Source organism: Bacteroides sp. AM54-2NS, assembly GCF_003602935.1.
Lineage (GTDB): Bacteria > Bacteroidota > Bacteroidia > Bacteroidales > Bacteroidaceae > Bacteroides > Bacteroides xylanisolvens.
The window spans coordinates 198,760-216,651 of the sequence record NZ_QTMZ01000005.1 but is presented as its reverse complement, the minus strand read 5'-3'; the positions used below and the strand labels follow the sequence as shown (position 1 = coordinate 216,651).

12 protein-coding genes and 1 pseudogene are annotated in these 17,892 nt (G+C 45.4%); 2 read left to right on the top strand and 11 right to left on the bottom strand.

Features of this window, described 5'->3' with window-relative positions:
* Window positions 1-2 precede the first annotated feature (2 nt).
* A complete protein-coding gene (locus DXA05_RS05200) occupies window positions 3-2,402 on the top strand; it encodes a DUF4906 domain-containing protein (protein WP_284515430.1) in 2,400 nt (799 codons plus the stop codon).
* Window positions 2,306-3,181, top strand: coding sequence for a hypothetical protein (locus DXA05_RS27105; RefSeq protein WP_284515429.1), 876 nt, complete (start codon window positions 2,306-2,308; stop codon window positions 3,179-3,181). The genes DXA05_RS05200 and DXA05_RS27105 overlap by 97 nt, the downstream gene beginning before the upstream one ends.
* Window positions 3,182-3,414: 233 nt before the next feature.
* Here the strand turns inward: DXA05_RS27105 and DXA05_RS05195 are convergent, their stop codons facing one another.
* The 11 genes and pseudogenes from DXA05_RS05195 to hutI all read right to left on the bottom strand — a co-directional run bounded on the left by DXA05_RS05195 (window position 3,415) and on the right by hutI (window position 17,865).
* The gene (locus DXA05_RS05195) at window positions 3,415-4,902 is read right to left on the bottom strand and encodes an MBOAT family protein (RefSeq protein WP_128858873.1); all 1,488 of its coding nucleotides are present in this window, start codon (window positions 4,900-4,902) and stop codon (window positions 3,415-3,417) included.
* Entirely contained in the window at window positions 4,889-5,839 is a 951-nt protein-coding gene (locus DXA05_RS05190; protein WP_074707569.1) for an SGNH/GDSL hydrolase family protein, read from the bottom strand. The genes DXA05_RS05195 and DXA05_RS05190 overlap by 14 nt, the downstream gene beginning before the upstream one ends.
* On the bottom strand, window positions 5,793-7,184 hold the full coding sequence (locus DXA05_RS05185) for an SGNH/GDSL hydrolase family protein (RefSeq protein WP_008023016.1): 1,392 nt from the start codon (window positions 7,182-7,184) through the stop codon (window positions 5,793-5,795). Before DXA05_RS05185 ends, DXA05_RS05190 begins: the two co-directional genes overlap by 47 nt.
* Window positions 7,185-7,407: 223 nt before the next feature.
* On the bottom strand, window positions 7,408-7,701 hold the full coding sequence (locus tag DXA05_RS05175) for a PG0541 family transporter-associated protein (protein ID WP_049701227.1): 294 nt from the start codon (window positions 7,699-7,701) through the stop codon (window positions 7,408-7,410).
* A gap of 12 nt (window positions 7,702-7,713) precedes the next feature.
* The gene (locus DXA05_RS05170; RefSeq protein WP_128858871.1) at window positions 7,714-10,872 is read right to left on the bottom strand and encodes an efflux RND transporter permease subunit; all 3,159 of its coding nucleotides are present in this window, start codon (window positions 10,870-10,872) and stop codon (window positions 7,714-7,716) included.
* Between the two features lie 114 nt (window positions 10,873-10,986).
* Window positions 10,987-12,024, bottom strand: a complete 1,038-nt coding sequence (locus DXA05_RS05165; RefSeq protein WP_008023021.1) for an efflux RND transporter periplasmic adaptor subunit — start codon at window positions 12,022-12,024, stop codon at window positions 10,987-10,989.
* 33 nt (window positions 12,025-12,057) lie between these two features.
* Window positions 12,058-13,404, bottom strand: a complete 1,347-nt coding sequence (locus DXA05_RS05160; protein ID WP_074707571.1) for a TolC family protein — start codon at window positions 13,402-13,404, stop codon at window positions 12,058-12,060.
* A 55-nt stretch (window positions 13,405-13,459) separates the two neighbouring features.
* A complete protein-coding gene (locus tag DXA05_RS05155; protein ID WP_008023025.1) occupies window positions 13,460-14,110 on the bottom strand; it encodes a TetR/AcrR family transcriptional regulator in 651 nt (216 codons plus the stop codon).
* 341 nt (window positions 14,111-14,451) lie between these two features.
* Complete coding sequence (gene hutH, locus DXA05_RS05150) at window positions 14,452-15,951, bottom strand: histidine ammonia-lyase (RefSeq protein WP_074707574.1); 1,500 nt, start codon at window positions 15,949-15,951, stop codon at window positions 14,452-14,454.
* Window positions 15,948-16,577, bottom strand: a complete 630-nt coding sequence (locus DXA05_RS05145; protein ID WP_008645757.1) for a cyclodeaminase/cyclohydrolase family protein — start codon at window positions 16,575-16,577, stop codon at window positions 15,948-15,950. Before DXA05_RS05145 ends, hutH begins: the two co-directional genes overlap by 4 nt.
* 35 nt (window positions 16,578-16,612) lie before the next feature.
* Window positions 16,613-17,865: pseudogene (gene hutI, locus DXA05_RS05140) on the bottom strand (imidazolonepropionase).
* Window positions 17,866-17,892: the final 27 nt, after the last annotated feature.

The following is a 17,892-nucleotide window of genomic DNA, read 5'->3' as shown; positions in this document are numbered from 1 at the left end:
CAATGAGAAATAGAATAACAAGCATAATCATAGTAATGGCAATAATGACTCTGACCTCATGTGTCAGAGAAGAACTTTTGTCATCCTCCCGCAATGGAGAAGAAGGCGAAAGCGTAAAAGTAGAACTTAGCTTTAAGATACCTCCGGCTTCGAGTCCGCAGGAACTACAATCGAGAAGTATGTCCACTGATAATGCTTTCTCTGTAGAATTCTTCAAAGAGGCGTCTCTGACAAAAACGCGGTCGGGTGAGGTGGCAGAGCTATATAATCTGTGGTTATTTCAGTTTCATAGTGACGGCTCCATACATGGTTCGCCCCAGCAAGTATCCGACCAGGTGACGATGGTAAACGAAATGGCTCTATTAAACGTCACGCTACGTGTAGGTACTGACCAGACACTCTACATTGTAGCACTTGGCAAAAAAGTAACCGTAGCGAGCAATCTGATGGAAGTACGGACTATCAAGGAACTTGAAAACCTGCAACTGGACTATGTCGACAACAGAAACGGACTCTATTATTCGCGGATAACCAATGAGAGCGAAATCCCATACGCCGGAGCCGCGAAAGGTATCAGCGTAAATAAAACAGGAAATAGCGACAACGGTGAGATTGTTTACGGCACACCTGATGGTTTCTCCGGTGGCATAGAAGTCAAACGTCTGGTATCACGCATCACACTGAAGCACAAATTCGATGTCACGGAAAACACGCTTGAAGGCATGAGACTGCTCAAAGTACCAACCAAACTGTGTATCAATCCCGCATCAGCAGATAAAGACGTAATAGACAATATCCCGATGGCAGACCTGGAAAGCGACAATGCTTTCGGGGATGCGGACAAGGACACGGATGGTTTCTTCACATCGCAATGGTATGTTGCGCAAAATAAACAAGGAACCATATCAGATATAGTATCAGAAAGAGACAGATATCGGAAAGTGACTGACGGATCGGGAAAAGCACCCGAAGCCGGCACAAATATCGAAGCGTGGTCATATTCTAAAAGTGACCGAAAGCTCTATACAGTTCACCAGATATACGTTGGAAATAACAACACAAACAATTTCGATGTGGAAATAAACAGCTACTATGATCTTCGAACAATCATCAATTCTGTAGATCTTAATGACGGACGTATCCGCTCCTACACAGCCGTCCAGAAAGTTTATCTTTCATCCTCTTCCTATCCCACAAGCAGCGGAAGCGGAACTGGAACAATAACCGGAAAAACCAATGTATATTTTGACGCTCACTACGGATGGCGGCCTGTTATCATCTATGCACAAGGGCGTAAGGTGACTGTCGGCATTTATAAGGATGCACAATGTACGCAATTAGCCAACATGAACTCTGCAACGGAAAACTGGCTTCAACTGTCAGCATACCCCAATTATACGGAGGTGGTACGTAATGGTGGCGCAAATGTGCTCACAAACCAGATAGAAACTAATATTTTCGTACCGACACGGTTCAAACTATACCTATATGCAGACGAGTATATCACTGACGAGAATGGAGTGATTACAGACCCCGAATTCGATAGAAACAAGGTTTATAATGCTGCTACAAACTACCTGCCGACCAATTTCGTATCTGAACGAACTCTCTATGTAAAAGTAACGACCGAAGATATTACCGCTGAAGGAACCTCCCAAAAACGAGAAGGGAAGTATACCATTAAGCAAAAACAAGGACATTATGTCGGTCTATTTGGCGGTGAAATAGAGAATGGACAATACACAGAGGGACTCATCATTGATGCATTTAATGAGAATAATTTCCAAATTGACGATGAAATAGCAACAGCATTCTACATGTACTCCGGATATTATAATGTCATGACCAATTATGTATGGAAGGAAGGAGAAGATCCCGAGACAAACTACCGCAGTTTTATGAACGGCAAGCAAGCAACATTCAATTTAGCAACAAACCCTAAGAACTATGTTGTTAATAATGGGCAAGAAAGCATCATTCCACCTATGCGGAAAATCAATGGTAATATAGATTTATATCAATATAATTACTATAATAGTTTCCAGGCAAGATTCTGTCATGATTTAAACAGAGATAAAAACGGAAACGGTGTGATAGATTATCTACCGGATGATCCTGAAAAGAATGAATTTGAATGGTATTTGCCATCCACATATCAGGCATTCGGGATACTGACCTCCGCAGGAACTATTATTTATGATGCCCCGAACGCATTAGCATTGGAACGTAATGCAACCCTAGCTACCGGTTGGATGATGGAGGGGGGAGGCTGGTATTCCAGCAACACAGGTAAAAACAGTTGGAAATGGGTTCGTTGTGTCAGAGACATACCTGTTCCTCCAGAAAGAAAAACAGGAACCAAAGTAACCACATATATAGACAATGGAGACACCTATGCCTGATAGATTTATCAACTCTGCCTTACGGAATCACAGATAGAACCACTGCAGAAGGGAAAACCGAGCTATATGAGGAACTGGACCTATACAGTTATTCTACAAAAGGTACGGAATATGACCCGGAGAACCCTCAAAAAGATGCTTCCCAACCATTAGGTAAAAAAGTTTTCCGCGGAAGAAAAAATTATCCGCCGAGTAAGACTACTACTACCGTCACACTCCAAACTTTAGTGTCCTCTTTTTCTTCACCAAGATTTATCGTATCACCTACAGACGTATATAATGATGGCGACACGAAAAGTAACTCTGCAAGCAGTATACTTCAAGACACTGAAGGTACTCCACAATCCAATAGTATCACAATGACTTGGGCTGAAGCGAACGGAAGACTCAATACTGCCAATAGTCAAGGCTGGAATATCCCATCAAAAGCAATGAATACCGGATGTTATGCCTATAAAGGTAAGAGCGGGAAAGACGAGCCCGGAAGTTGGCGCGTACCCAATAGTCGAGAATTATCCATGATTTTAGTATTCGCTCACGAATTAGAACAGTTTTCTTCAGAAACAGGTTTTCAGAAGTTATACGAGGCAAAAGCGGCGAATTATCTCAGTAATGGATATTGGAGTTCCACAGAACAAAGTTCTACTTCATACTCTCTAGACAAAGCCACGAGTGGTCTTATTGATGTAAATTATGGTCTTACTATATACGAAGGTGCTAATAAAACCTCTACAGATAGAAATCGGCTACGTTGCATCAAAGACATTCCGTTGAATTAGCAACAGCAAAGCCAATCGATATTCTATAATTTCTCTAATAAGTCTACCTTTGCCATACAACAGTGCAGGGGTAGATTTATTAGAGAAACTTATTGGAAACTTCATTTCCGCATTTTAACCAACAATTTGTTCCTCACCGAGAAACTGTAGTTTCCTCGGTGTGGAAACACTTGTTTCTCGGTGAGAAACGGATTCTTGGTTTTAAACCAATGTACAAAAGTAAATTCAACTAATTAGAATTGGAAATATATGAACGGCTGAATCTCCGAACTCTTCATCTGAATAACCAGATAAATCAAAGCTACCATCAAAACAGCTTTTCCTACGAAAGGCAAACGGATCACTCCTCGACAAACTGCATTTTCCCAACTATCGGGAGCAAAATGAAGCAGGAAGCCAAGCAATATCAACGCAAACACTTTCCAATATCCTTCTAGTAATTGCGGGAACAGTTGCGGACGGAAAGTGGTGAATATCTGTCCCAGCATATCCATTGAATTCTGGAAATCGGCATTGCGGAAGAATATCCAGCAGAAACATACGAAATGGAAAGTAATAATTACTCCGAACACACGTCGCCAGCCGTGACTTTCCTCTCCTTTCTTACGCCCGGTGATAGACATCCACATTTTATGTAATGCCAAAGCTACTCCATGAAAGGTTCCCCAAAGAACGAAGTTCCAGGAGGCGCCATGCCACAAACCACCAATAAACATGGTAATTATCAGGTTGAGGTATTGTCGGAATTTACCTTTTCGGTTTCCTCCCAGAGAAATGTATAAATAATCTTTTAGCCAACTGGATAAAGAGATATGCCAACGCCGCCAAAACTCCGTGATAGAGGCCGACTTATAAGGAGAATTAAAGTTGAGATTGAAATGGAAGCCTAATAATAAGGCGATACCGATAGCCATGTCGCTATATCCGGAAAAGTCACAGTAAATTTGCAAAGCATAACCATAGACTCCCATCAGATTCTCAACACCGGAATAGAGAGTAGGATTGTCAAAAATACGTTCCACAAAGTTGATACTGATATAATCGGATATGATGGCTTTTTTGAAAAGACCGGAAACGATCAGAAAAATTCCGCGTCCGAACATTTCCTGCGAGACGAATAGGGGTTTCCGGATTTGCGGAATAAAGTCGCGGGCACGAACGATAGGTCCTGCCACCAACTGGGGGAAGAAAGATACGTAGAAGGCATAGTCCAAAAGATTGGTCAATGGTTTTATGTCTCTTCGGTAAACATCAATGGTGTAGCTTAACGACTGGAAAGTAAAAAAGGAGATGCCGACCGGCAGGAATATATCGAGAGCGGTAAATTTTCCTCCCATCAATGACGCAATCACTCCACCCAGAAAATTGGTATATTTGAAATAGACAAGAAGTCCTAAATTAACTCCCAAACTCAAAGCGACCAATCCTTTACGTTTCCAATAACCCTCTGCACGATCCATAAGTTGCGCAAGGAAGAAGTCGGCAACGGTGACTATGGCAAGCAGAAAAAAATAGGTGCCGCTACTCTTATAGTAAAAATAATAGGAGAAGAGAGTAACAAACATGATACGGGCGGTATATTTGCGTTGTAACAACACATACACCACCATGAAAGCAGCGAACAACCAAAGAAAGATACCGCTGCTGAATATCATTGGCGCTTGCGGATCGTAGGTAAGTACCTCTTTCAGTCTACTGAAATCTATATCAATGGGAAACATAGTCATTATATGCTTTGATAAGTGCTTGGTATAATAAATTTCCTTGCAGGATGTATCCTTCGGGTAAATAATGTACATGATCGGGGCGCATCAGTTTGGCGTCTGTCCAGTTCGTGCAGGCACGGCGCTTCCCTCCGACTACATCGTACATATCCCACACGAGCAGACGATGGTCTTTTGCATAACGACGAATGGTTTCCGCTGCTGTCGCTGTACGTGGATTGATGGCATACGTGCGTCTACGCCTTCGTTGCCGGAAACTTTCATAAGAACCGGGAGGGGTAGTCAGAAGAATAGGTACGTTAGGAAGACTGTCGTGCAACAGTTTCACCAGTTCATCCATCTGATTGTAGTGCACATTTATATTATAACGCCGGTTATGGCTTTCATTGGTTCCGAAAGAGAGAATCAACAGTTCGGGCTTCAGGGCGGCAATTTCGGCAATACGATCCGGATGGGTAAAGGTAAGGCAAGTAGCTCCGTTGACGCCTTTATCTATATAAGAAACAGCACCGAAAGTTTCTGTCAAACGGGTACCGGTGGTTTGAGGGTAGATATGCCCACGTACATGGCTGTCGCCAATATGAACGATACGGACTGTATCTTCGGAGAGTCCGGCACGCACCTGACGGAGATGTTCGAAGACGGGAGCCAGCAGAGCGATACTATCAATAATCTCATTCCGACCGGTTTCGCGGAAAGCTGAAGGGAAGGATATTTGTACAGTGATCGTATCATTTGCCCAGTTCATTTCCCGTAAGGGCTTTATAAGTTTTGCGGTCTTTCCCAGTGGAGGACATGCAGGGATACGGTCTTGCGCGATTGCTTCTGCAAGGAAACAAGGAACACTCAACATACCGGCGAGAATAAGAATAAAGACAGACTGCAGATTATTCTTGCTCATAAGCACGCCTCCTGTCATATTGTTCCTTACCATAAATCATCGTTTCATAAAGTAGTCCCGCCAAATGCTTGCCGCCACGGAAGTTTATATGCGTATAATCGTAATTTGCCATAGAAGGTTTGGCATGCACCAGTTTTGCCATGCTGCCTTCTCCGCCCATTGCTTCAAACATATTCCAAAAGGCGATGCCGCTTTCGGCTGCAATGTTCTGCTGATAACGAATCAGATTCTTCACACCGGGCATGGTACGAAGTTCGCCGTTCTCGTTTTTAGAATCACGGTCGCCGACGCTCAACAACAAGATTCCTGCTTGTGGGAAACATTCTTTCAAATGCTCGATAGCTGTGAGCAGTCCTTTTTGATAGTTATCATAATTGCGTCCCCGTTCGGTAGCTACATTCAAACCATATTCGAGGATAATGAGGTCGTAAGGACGTTGACGGTTAAACTGTTTCAACATCTGTGGAGGAATGCCCCGCAGAGAAAGACCGGAACTGCCACGCAACGAGAAGTTGTCGAGAATGATTCCTTTCTTTCCATCCATTGCCAAACCATAGAACAATGTAGAATCTGCACGGTCTACTGTCCAACGGATAGAGCCAATGCGCCCGTCTACCTGGATTTGCTGCAATCCGTCGGAAGGGCCTAATGAATAATTCTTGTTTTCTCCTTTGTTCACACGGGCAGAAAGGAGAACGGAGTCTCTGTTATGGAAGAAGATGGAGGCACGCTGGCAAGTATCGAGCAGGGAGGCATATTTATTTTGCCCGCGCAGTTCTACATAAGCTCCGTTGCGGGGAACGAAATAATGACCGGATATGCCTTGTTTCTTCTTATCGAAATAGACGCTGTCTGTTACCGCATGACTGGACCATCCGCCAAACGTATGTCGCACCGTAGGGCGGTAACCGCTTGTCATAGAAGTGATGGTTACAAAACCTACACCACAACCGCCGAATTGTTTCTGAAGCATTTCGCGTAAGTCAGCCGTAAAGATATCCGCTTCGATAAAGGAATCTCCGAATACGGCAATACGCACCTGTTTGTCATCGGAGTCATCGGAAGAGACACGGTCGAGTGCTTTATAAAAAGGAGTCATCCCCCGGAGAGTGGAATCACTGTAATCTTCAATGCAAGTCATACCTGTACGACAGGTATCTACAAAGGCAGGTTTTACAACAGGAGGCAAAGGGATGCTGTCCGAATCAGCTGCGGCAGTCTCTGATTCCGGATAACGAAGGTCGCTCAAAAGGTCTACACGCCTCATCGTGTGCCCGTCAATAGTCAGCGCCGGAAGCCAATGAAGCCCGAGTAAGACTGCAAACACAATCAGTACGAACCACAACGAATATTTCAAATAATTCTTTATTATCTCCATCTTTACAAGTAGATATAGGCACTATTTTAGTTCTTGTTTTTACCCGGTGCCGAGCTACCTCTTCCTCGGTGCCGAACCATCTCCTCATCGGTGCCGGAGGAGGCCTTCATCGGTGCCGGACATTTTCAGGCTGCAAAGATAGAGAAAAGCAATAAAAAAGAAGGGAGAATCTACATTATTTATGAGATTCTCCCTTTTTACTTATTTACATGCCGGACATCGGTCAGATAGTCCGTTCAATGTTCCACACAAATGCCCGCAAGCCTAATTGCTCCGTTTCCAAGTCCATCTTATGCAAGGTGTCGAGCAACGGATCGACTTTGCTGTCATCGACTACCGTCAGGATAGCCGAACACATACTTGGCCAGGCATGGCTTCCGAAATGCGGATCGCCTGTCTTTGAACCACGTCCCTGTACTTTTTCGAGGTACGTAAAACCACGGCATCCCAAACGGTCGAGTAACGCCATGATTCGCTCGTAATAAGCCTGATCGAATGTTATCAATACTGATTTCATATTCTTTCTTTATTATTTCTTAATAATACTGTCTTTATTCGCCTGGAAGTAAACATCCAATTCACGTTGACGACGGAGTTTACGACGACGATTCTTGATACCTGTTCCTGCGAATACACAATACAGCGTAGGAATCAGAATCAACGTCAAAACAGTAGATACTGTCAGACCACCGATTACGGCAATCGCCATCGGGCTCCACATTTCAGAACCCTGACCGCCACCGATAGCCATCGGAATCATACCGAGAACGGTAGTGGCAGTAGTCATCAGTACCGGACGGAGACGGCTCTTACCTGCTGTTACCACAGAGTTCAGGACTGCCAGTCCGCGCTCTCGACAAAGAGTGATGTAGTCGATAAGCACAATACCGTTCTTCACCACAATACCAATCAACATGATACCTCCCAACAAACTCATGACACTTAACGTGCTACCCGTAAAGAATAACGCCATCAAGACACCACTGAACGCAAACGGCAGGGAGAACATGATGATGAACGGATAAGTCAGTGACTCGAACTGTGCCGCCATCACGATAAATACGAGCACAACAATCAGGATGGCAAGTGTTCCCAAATCGCGGAACGAATCCTGCTGGTCTTCGTATGAACCGGAAATCTGAATGGTGACATCTCCCGGAAGATCCATTTTATCTATCACCTTATTACCGGCAGCTACTACGTCGCCCAACGGAGCACCGGAGATTACTGCGGAAACGGTTACAATACGTTCGCGGTCTTTACGTTCAATAGTAGGAGGCGCGAAACGTTCGACTACCTTTCCGACATCTTTCACACGAACGGATTGTCCTTGCGCATTGTAAATGAGAATATTTTCGAGACTTTCCAGACTTGTACGGAATTCAGGCGCATAACGCACTTTGATATCATACTCATCTCCATCTTCACGATATTTAGACGCTACTGCACCATTGACACGATTACGTAGATAGTTACCGGCTGTTGAAAGATTCAAGCCATGCATTGCCAGTTTTTCACGGTCAAAGTCTACTTGATATTCCGGCTGGTAGTCACTACGGCTGATGTTTACCTCGGTCACGCCTTTTACTTTCAGCAATTCACGTTTCAGACGGGCTGCTACGCTATCGGTCATTGTCATGTCATATCCGTAAACCTCAAAGTCGGCACTTGCCTGTGCGGACATACCCGTGTTACTACCACCGAGAATTACCTGTGCTTTACTGAATTCCGGATAGGCTTTCAAATCTTCACGCATCTCATCACAGACTGCTTCCAAAGTGATATCACGATCGCCCGGATCCACCAAACTGATGTTGAACGAGATAATATGCGAACCGTTGTCCTGCATAGATGCCCAAGTATTATCGGAGTCAGCCTGACCAACGGTGTAGTTGCAGACTTTCATGATGTCTTTATACTTCGTCAGCCATTGGTTGGTTAATTTCTCCGAAAGTTCCTGCGCTATCTCTTTTCGTGTACCGATCGGAAGCTCCAACTGTACAGCAATACGAGCATTATCCTGTGCCGGGAAGAACTCCGTACCGATGCCCTTTGCACACAGCAAACTGACAATGAAGAAAGCAATACATCCCACAATAACAATCGGACGATGACGTACAGCCCAGTTCAGCATCTTCGCATACCAGGTATCGAGCCCGTCGAGTGCTTTCTCTATCGGAGTAAAGAAGAGCTTGAACATCTTCGACGGTTTCTTCTGCAAACGAAGCAACTGGGAACAGAGCATCGGAGTTAAAGATAGTGCGGCGACCGTAGAAATAAACATGATGGCACACATCATCCAACCCAACTGTTTGAAAAGCACACCGGACATACCGCTTACCATTGTCAACGGGAAGAACACGGCAATCATAGTCAGCGTAGAAGCGATTACAGAAATTGCCACCTCATTTGTTCCGTGCACGGCTGCCTGTTTCGGATCGGAGCCACGCTCGATATGGGTCGTTACGTTTTCAAGTACCACAATCGCATCATCCACCACCATACCGATAGCGATAGAAAGCGACGAAAGCGAGATGATATTAATCGTATTTCCACTAACAGCCAGGTAAATGAACGAGGCAATCAACGAAAGCGGAATGGTGATACAGATAATCAATGTTGCACGCCAACGTCCCAGGAAAAGGAACACGACGATGACAACGAAGAGCAAGGCATAAACAACGGTTTCCGTCAAACTGTCGATGGTGTTCAAAATGTTGTCGGAGGTATCGACAATGACACCAATCTTCACGTCACTCGGCAGGTTCTTCTGAAGCCTCGGCAATGCGTCGGCCACTTTCTTGGAGATTTCTACCGAATTGGCTCCCGACTGCTTCTGAACAACAATCATCGCACCTTGCACACCATTGTTATAGGTTTCCTGTGCACGTTCTTCCACAGTATCGACGATTCGGGCTACATCACGCAAAAAGACATTTGCCCCATTATGCGTACCTACCACTACGTCTGCCAACTGTCGGGAATCATCGAACTCACCTTCTACACGCAACGCGTATGTTTCGCTACCAATATCGAAGTTACCACCGGGAATGTTCTTGTTCTCGGCGCCGATGATGGAACTGATTGTTTCGATGGTCAGGTGATAGGCTTCCAGTTTATTGGGGTCGCAATATACCTGAATCTCACGTTGCGGCGCACCACTGATAGACACGGTTCCGACTCCCGGAATACGCGCCAGCGGGTTTACCACACGGTCGTCCAATATCTTATAAAGCGCTGACTGACTTTCATTGGCCTGTACGGAAAGCAGCACGATAGGAATCATGTCCGTACTAAATTTGAAGATGATCGGATTCTCGACATCATCGGGAAGCTGCGAACTTACCATGTCGAGTTTATCACGCACATCATTGGTCAGAACGTCAATATCGTTACCAAACTCGAACTCCAATGTAATCAATGACATATTCTCGGAAGAACGGGAGGTAATATGTTTCAGGTTGCTCACCGCGTTCAACGTATTTTCGAGCGGGCGAGTCACATTATTTTCTATATCCGAAGCACTTGCTCCGGGATAAGCGGTCATTACCATGATTGTATTCGTGTCAATGTCCGGATACAAATCGATAGGTAACTTGGACAAAGAGAAAAGACCAAAAATCACCACTGCCAGGAAGCAGAGGGAGGTCATAATCGGTTTCTTAACCGCACCTTCGTATAAACTCATGTTATTTTATTTAAAAGCCTCTCCCTGCTCCTCTCCCCAAAAGAGGGAGCCGGAAGATCGTTTTGAAATCAGGTTAATTAATAAAAGCATCGGGCGAAAGGTACTGAACACCTCTTATTTGGAAGAAGGCTGGGAAGAGGCTTCCACCTCTACTTCCATACCGTTCACCAAACGTGACTGTCCGGCAACTACCACCTGTGAGTTATCCGGTACACCGGATTTCAACTCATACTCCGTACCCATGCGTCTACCCAGTTCGACCTTATTATAAGATACTTTACCGTCTTTATAAACGAATACATAACGGTCGCCGGAACCTGCCTGCTTAACGATTGCCAAATCGGGAACAACGACGTTTTCTGCTGTACCGAAGTTCAATGTCGCACGGGCAAACATTCCCGGACGCACACGCTGGTCTTTATTATCCAGTCTGATCTCTACCTGGAATGTACGGGTAGTGGCATCTATGGTAGGGTAAATCAGATTGATGGTTCCTGTAAATACTTCATCGCCATATACATCGAGTTTCACGTCGACAGGAGTACCTTTTTTCACTTTCGTGAAGTAGGTTTCGGACACGTTAATCAGGAGTTTCACCGGAGTGATCTGTTCTACTACAAGTACGGGTTCTCCACCGCTGTACATATCGCCATTATCATAGTTGCGTGCAGTGACCACACCATTGATAGGGCTTTGCAAAGAGGTATTCTCCAGCAGATTCTTATAAGCGGTTTGCTTCACATCGAGTTGCATCTTCGAAGCATCCCACTCTGATTTGGACGCACCGCCCACTTTATATAATTCGTCGATACGGTTGAATTCTATTTCCTGATTATCTAGTTGCAGCTTCGTCTGTTTCAGGTTGGCTGCATCCATCTGCACAAGTTTCTGGCCTTTGGATACGCGGTCGCCCACTTCCACAAAAATCTGGTCGATACGTACGGGAGACGAAGGAGCTATATTATTCTTTACTTCGGCTTCCACCGTTGCTGTGTAATCTTGTATTTGATCTACGGGACGGGCTTTTACGTCTGCCAGCTTCACAATGGGCTTCGCGTCCACATGTTCCGCAGCCGCTTTGTCTTTTCCACCTGTACATGAGCCCATAAACACAGTTAACAGCAGGGCTACCAATTGGATACTTCTTTTCATATTCCTTAATTGTAATTTTTTAGTTGTCTATCTTTATTCTTTTCCCAGAACCTGATCGAGGTCTGCCTTAGCAACCAGGTAATCGTATATGGACTGATTATAGGTGAGTTGCGCCTGTGTCAGTGACACTTGGGAACTGTTCAGTTCGAGCACCGTGCCCTTACCTACATCATAACGTTTTTCGGCAATCACTACCGCTTTCTTTGCCTGCATCACATTTTCCTTGTTGCTGACTACCTGTTCTGTGCTGGCACTCATGTTATTGCGACAACTGACAATCTGCATATTCAATTGTCTTTCCGTATCAATACGGTTCCAATCGAGCTGGCGCATCTGTATACGGGCGGATTTCACTTTCGTAAAGTTACTTGCCTTATATAAAGGTATACTAAGATTGAACATCAGGCTGGAACTGTTGCTCCAGTTGTAATTGAAAAAATTGATATTCGGATTATACAGTGATTGATATTGATAGGAGAAACTCATTGAAAGAGTCGGCATAAAGTTTGTCTTTAAAGACTTTACGTTCTTTTCAAGCAACTTCATGTTCAAGTCCAACTGCTTCATGGTGGTATTGTTGTCCAGATTTACATTTTCTTCTCTCAACTGGTTGGCAAACATGGCCGTCTCATAGTTGGTCAGACTATCGTTAATCTTTATCTCCACATCGGCTGTGATCCCCATTAGGACTTTCAACTGCAACTTAGCCAAAGTCACCGCATTAGCTGCCGAAATCAAGTTCGGTTTAATACTGCGCATCTGCACTTCCGCACTAATCTTGTCATATTCGCTCACAGTTCCCTGCTGATATTTGGCATTCACCACATTGTAGTTATCTTCTGCCAGTTTATAACTGCCTTGAAGCACTTCATAGCTGTCCTGCGCAAGCATCAACTGATAATAAGCCTTGCTCACCTGATTCACGAGATCCAGTTTGGAAGCGCGTGACTTCTCTACTGCCAGTTCAATATCCGTCTTTGTCATCGACATGGCACGATAAACGCCCGGCACAAAGAGTGGCAGGTTAATACTCAACCCCGCATTGGCGGTATTCGAACCGTCTTGTCCCATCTTGAACGACATATCGTTCAGTTTCATTTCAGCCGCTTTAATGGTATGGTCTACTGAACCGGCAATACTAGCCTCCGGCAACAGACTTTGCCAGGCTTCTTTGCTGGCAACTTTCTTTAATGCAACTTCTTCTTCTGCCACTTTTATTGTCGGATTCTCATCCAATGCAATTTCCAGGGCTTTGTCTAAGGTTAAGGTTAGTATATTCTTCTCCGCCTGTGTGTCCTGCGCCTTTGCAAAACCAAATGCACAGAGTGCCACAGCTACCAGAAGAATCTTCTTACCTGCCAATCTTTTCATCTTGTTCATAAACTGAATTTCTAATTTAATCTTACTTGTTTGTCAATAAAACCTCACTCTTGCTCTAATCTGCGATGCGGTTCTTACGATATTCTTGTATAAAGTCTTCCAGTACCTTTGCTCCTTTTTCGGTGGAGATGCCGCGTATATAAGTAAACATGATGGATTCGTACACTTCAATGAAAGGATATTCATTGCAGATATCCGTATTCAGAAGTACGTCAAACTGCTCTCGTACCAGCAAATTAACGATAGCGAAGTTCACATCCGGACGAAAAATGCCCTGCTCTACTCCCGTCTTGAAGAAGGACATCGTTTTCTGCGAATCGCTGTCCTGCCGGTTCTTCATCATCTCATATACTTTCGGATATTTCTTGATGTCTTCAAAAAAGCGTTTATTCGTCTGATGGAACACCTCAATACTTTTCTGAAAGACTGCAAGTATTACCTCTAACACATTATGCGACTGTTCAAAGATTTTCTGCAAGTACTTATCTCTGTCGGCCTGTGCCTTCAGTATACATTCTTTCAACAACGATTCTTTATCCGAAAAGACTTCATAGAGGGTACGTTTGGATATTCCTAATGCTGCTGCAATATCGTCCATCGTAATACTCTTGATGCCTTTTGAAGTAAAAGCTTCTGTTGCTGCCGTTATGATCCGTTCTCTTAACTCTACCCGTTGGGAAGCGTCTTTTCCATGCTCTGCCATCATCCGTTTTTCTATTTTATTAAAATGCAGTTTTCTTTTCATTTCCAAAGGAAAAACGGAACAAAGATATATAGAAAACTCAATTAACAAATCAAGTTTCCATCTATTTATAATGCATTTGGGAATTATTATCATTCAATAGAGTAAAATGAAAACAAGTGTTAATAGGAAATACGGAACAAACATAGGGCAAAGGTAGGAATGATGGGAATACGAAGTAAAGTTTTATCGCCGGCAGAGGGATTATAATCGACAAATGCCGGATAAATGTCGATAGAATCAACACTTACCCGGCAACAACAGTCACCATTATTAACGAAAAGCGAAAAAGGGTTGGTTTATGGTCAATAGTCAATTTGTGTCCTCTTCAGGAAGGCGACTGTTTTATGTATCTCCTTGTACATCACGATATCATCTTTCACAAAAGGCACTTCTTTCCGATAGACATGAAGGAAACGTTCAAGAACGGGAGAAGTTTTCAGCGGACGACGGAAGTCGATGCCTTGTGCAGCATTCATCAGTTCGATGGCAAGGATATGTTCCAGGTTGTCCATCACTTTATAGAGTTTGGTAGCGGCGTTGGCGCCCATGCTTACGTGGTCTTCCTGTCCGTTGGAGGAGACGATGGAGTCGCTCGAAGCCGCATAGCAGTACATTTTATTCTGGCTGACCATCGAAGCGGCGGCATATTGCGGAATCATAAAGCCGGAGTTCAGACCGGGGTTGGCAACCAGGAATTCAGGTAGTCCGCGGAGTCCCATAATCAGTTGGGAGACACGGCGTTCGGAGATATTTCCCAATTCGGCCAAAGCGATGGCAAGGAAGTCATAAGAGATGGCAAGCGGTTGCCCGTGGAAGTTTCCGCCGGAGATGATCCGGTCTTCATCGGGGAAGATGGTGGGGTTGTCCGTGACGGAATTGATTTCGGTCAGCAATACGGAGGCAACGTAGCGGATGGCGTCTTTCGTGGCACCGTGTACTTGCGGGATGCAACGGAAGGAGTAGGGATCTTGAACGTGTTCTTTGTGACGTTCGATAAGTTCGCTGCCGGCCAATAGTTTGCGGAAGGCTTCGCCTGTCTCGATTTGTCCCTGATGGGGGCGGATTTGCTGGATGCAGTCCATAAACGGGTCGATACGACCATCAAAGGCTTCGAGGGAAAGGGCGGCTATGAGGTCGGCTTTTTTTGAGAGGCGGAAGGCTTTGAGCATAGCGAATACACCGTTGGCGCTCATAAATTGGGTGCCGTTAAGCAGGGCCAGTCCTTCTTTACTCATTAGTTTGACGGGTTCCCAGCCGAATTCGTCGAGTACGCTGATGGCTTCGCACTTTTTCCCTTTATAGTAGACATCGCCGACACCAATCAGGGGGAGGAAAAGATTGGCGAGCGGTGCAAGGTCGCCGGAGGCTCCAAGGGAGCCACGGTCATAGACGATGGGCATGACGTCATTGTTGAAGAAGTCGAGGATGCGTTGTACGGTGATTACTTGTACTCCGCTATGTCCTAATGAGAGAGCGTGGGCTTTGAGGAGCATCATCAGTTTGATGATGACGGGGCGGATTTCTTCGCCTACGCTGCAAGCATGGCTTTTTATCAGGTTCTCCTGAAGCGTACCGAGTTCGTCGGGAGAAATATTTTTGGTACATAAAGAGCCGAAACCGGTTGTTATACCGTACAGCGGTTCTTCGGAAGAAGCTATTTTGTGATCGAGGTAGTCGCGACATTTCTGGATGCGCAACTTGGCTTCGGGAGCTAGTTCCAGTTTCAGGTTTTCGTTGATAATTCGTTCGATGATTTCGAAGGTCAATGCTCCGGAACCGATATGATATACATTCTTACTCATACGCGCAGGTCTTGATTTACGGCATCCAACAATTCTTTTTCTCTCCGGCAGGCGGTTTGCTCGATTGTATCGGCTTCGGTTTGCAGTTGGAGGACAAAATCTCTGTCTTTGAGCGAACCGAGGTTGATACGGACGTTCAGCAAGGCTCCCAATACGGCGGAACGGGCGGCCATCATGGCTACACAAGCATCTGTGACGGCATTGCGGTTGCCCAAGCGGGCAACATCTGCTATGACGGACATCATATCCAGGGCTTTGCGGGCTACTTCCAGCGGGACGAGGGCGGCTTGTTTGGTTGCTTCCTGAATGGCGGCACTTCGGGCGGCTTTCTCTTCGTCGGTTGTTTTAGGAAGTTTGAAGCAGGCAAAGACTTCGTTGTAGGCAGCGGAATCTTTATCGATAAGTGCAATAAATTCGTCCAGCAAACGGAGGGTGATTGTTTGTGCGTGCTGCATTACTTCTTCACTGGCTTCGTATCCCTTTTTTCCTACGGTGAGCCGTGCTACCATTGTAGAAAGGGCGGAAGCTAGCGCTCCATCCAAAGCGGCAATACTACCTCCACCGGGTACAGGGTCACTGCAAGCTACTTTATCTAAGAAATCTTTTACGGTTAAATCTGCTAACATGGTATTTTGTTTTAAGTGATTAATTGGGTCAACTATTAAGCAACGGGATACAGCATACCGCCTTTAATAGTCATGATTACACAGTTCATGCCTATATAATAAGGTAGAATATGATAGTTGTCGGAATTGAGAACGATAAAATCGCCTTGTTTGCCTACTTCGATGCTTCCGATCCGGTCGGCTCGCTGAAGGGCGGCAGCTCCGTTCAGGGTCAGGGCGGTGATGGTTTCTTCGATACTCATTTTCATATAGATGCAGGCCAGAGCAATGGTCAGCGGGATAGAACCGGAGAAACAACTGCCGGGATTCAGGTCGGTGGCAAGTGCTACCGCACAGCCGGAGTCAATCATTTCACGACCGCGTGCGTAGGGTTCTTTCAGAGCAAAAGCTGTCAAAGGTAACAGGGTGGCTACTACTCCGGCATCGGCCATTGCACGGATGCCAACATCAGAAGCGTGCAGGAGGTGGTCGGCAGACAGTGCTCCCAGTTCGGCTGCCAGTTCAGCTCCACCGAGGGAGACGATTTCGTCAGCATGGAGTTTCAACAGGAAGCCGTGTTCTTTGGCTGCCTGAAGCAGGCGTCGGGACTGTTCAATAGAGAAAACGCCTTGCTCGCAAAAGACATCGCAACACTCTGCCAGTTCATCGGCACGGACAAGAGGAAGCATTTCACGAATCAGGAAGTCGATGTATTCGTCGCTTCTTCCTGCATATTCTTCGGGAAGGGCATGGGCACCGAGGAAGGTGGAGACTATATCGACACGTTTATGCTCGGTGTTGTTCAGGCTACGCATTATCTTTAGCTGCAATAGTTCGGTTTCCCGATCCAGCCCGTAGCCGCTTTTACCTTCTACGGTGGTCACGCCCATTGTGCTCATTCTTTTCAGGAAGCCTTCGGCTGCTGAACGGAGTTCAGGAAGTTCATTTGTCGGGTGGCTTTTACGGTGCTTGCGATTCCGCCTCCCCGCTCCATAATCGACATATAGCTTTCGCCATTCAGACGCCAGGAGAATTCTTCGGAACGTTCTCCGCCAAACACAAAATGGGTATGGGAATCGACGAAGCCGGGCAAGAGGCAGTGTCCGCGAGCGTTATAATGCCAGTAGTGTTGGTAGTAACCATCGCGGTCCTCGCCACGGTTCTCACCAACGTAGGTGATGATTCCTTTGGTGACTTCCACGGTTCCGTTTTCTATGACTTGCAGTTGGGACATTTCTTCTCCTTTACGGGCGGAAAAGCCGATGGGGGTTACGATACGGGCATTGAATATGATTAGGTTTTCACTCATAAATTATCCGAATTATCTTTGTTTATT

Excerpts from the sequence above, each read along its gene's own strand:
- DXA05_RS05200 (WP_284515430.1), top strand. The coding sequence starts at position 3 with ATGAGAAATAGAATAACAAGCATAATCATAGTAATGGCAATAATGACT.
- DXA05_RS27105 (WP_284515429.1), top strand. The coding sequence starts at position 2,306 with ATGGGTTCGTTGTGTCAGAGACATACCTGTTCCTCCAGAAAGAAAAAC.
- DXA05_RS05195 (WP_128858873.1), bottom strand. The coding sequence starts at position 4,902 with ATGTTTCCCATTGATATAGATTTCAGTAGACTGAAAGAGGTACTTACC.
- DXA05_RS05190 (WP_074707569.1), bottom strand. The coding sequence starts at position 5,839 with ATGGTAAGGAACAATATGACAGGAGGCGTGCTTATGAGCAAGAATAAT.
- DXA05_RS05185 (WP_008023016.1), bottom strand. The coding sequence starts at position 7,184 with ATGGAGATAATAAAGAATTATTTGAAATATTCGTTGTGGTTCGTACTG.
- DXA05_RS05175 (WP_049701227.1), bottom strand. The coding sequence starts at position 7,701 with ATGAAATCAGTATTGATAACATTCGATCAGGCTTATTACGAGCGAATC.
- DXA05_RS05170 (WP_128858871.1), bottom strand. The coding sequence starts at position 10,872 with ATGAGTTTATACGAAGGTGCGGTTAAGAAACCGATTATGACCTCCCTC.
- DXA05_RS05165 (WP_008023021.1), bottom strand. The coding sequence starts at position 12,024 with ATGAAAAGAAGTATCCAATTGGTAGCCCTGCTGTTAACTGTGTTTATG.
- DXA05_RS05160 (WP_074707571.1), bottom strand. The coding sequence starts at position 13,404 with ATGAACAAGATGAAAAGATTGGCAGGTAAGAAGATTCTTCTGGTAGCT.
- DXA05_RS05155 (WP_008023025.1), bottom strand. The coding sequence starts at position 14,110 with ATGATGGCAGAGCATGGAAAAGACGCTTCCCAACGGGTAGAGTTAAGA.
- hutH (WP_074707574.1), bottom strand. The coding sequence starts at position 15,951 with ATGAGTAAGAATGTATATCATATCGGTTCCGGAGCATTGACCTTCGAA.
- DXA05_RS05145 (WP_008645757.1), bottom strand. The coding sequence starts at position 16,577 with ATGTTAGCAGATTTAACCGTAAAAGATTTCTTAGATAAAGTAGCTTGC.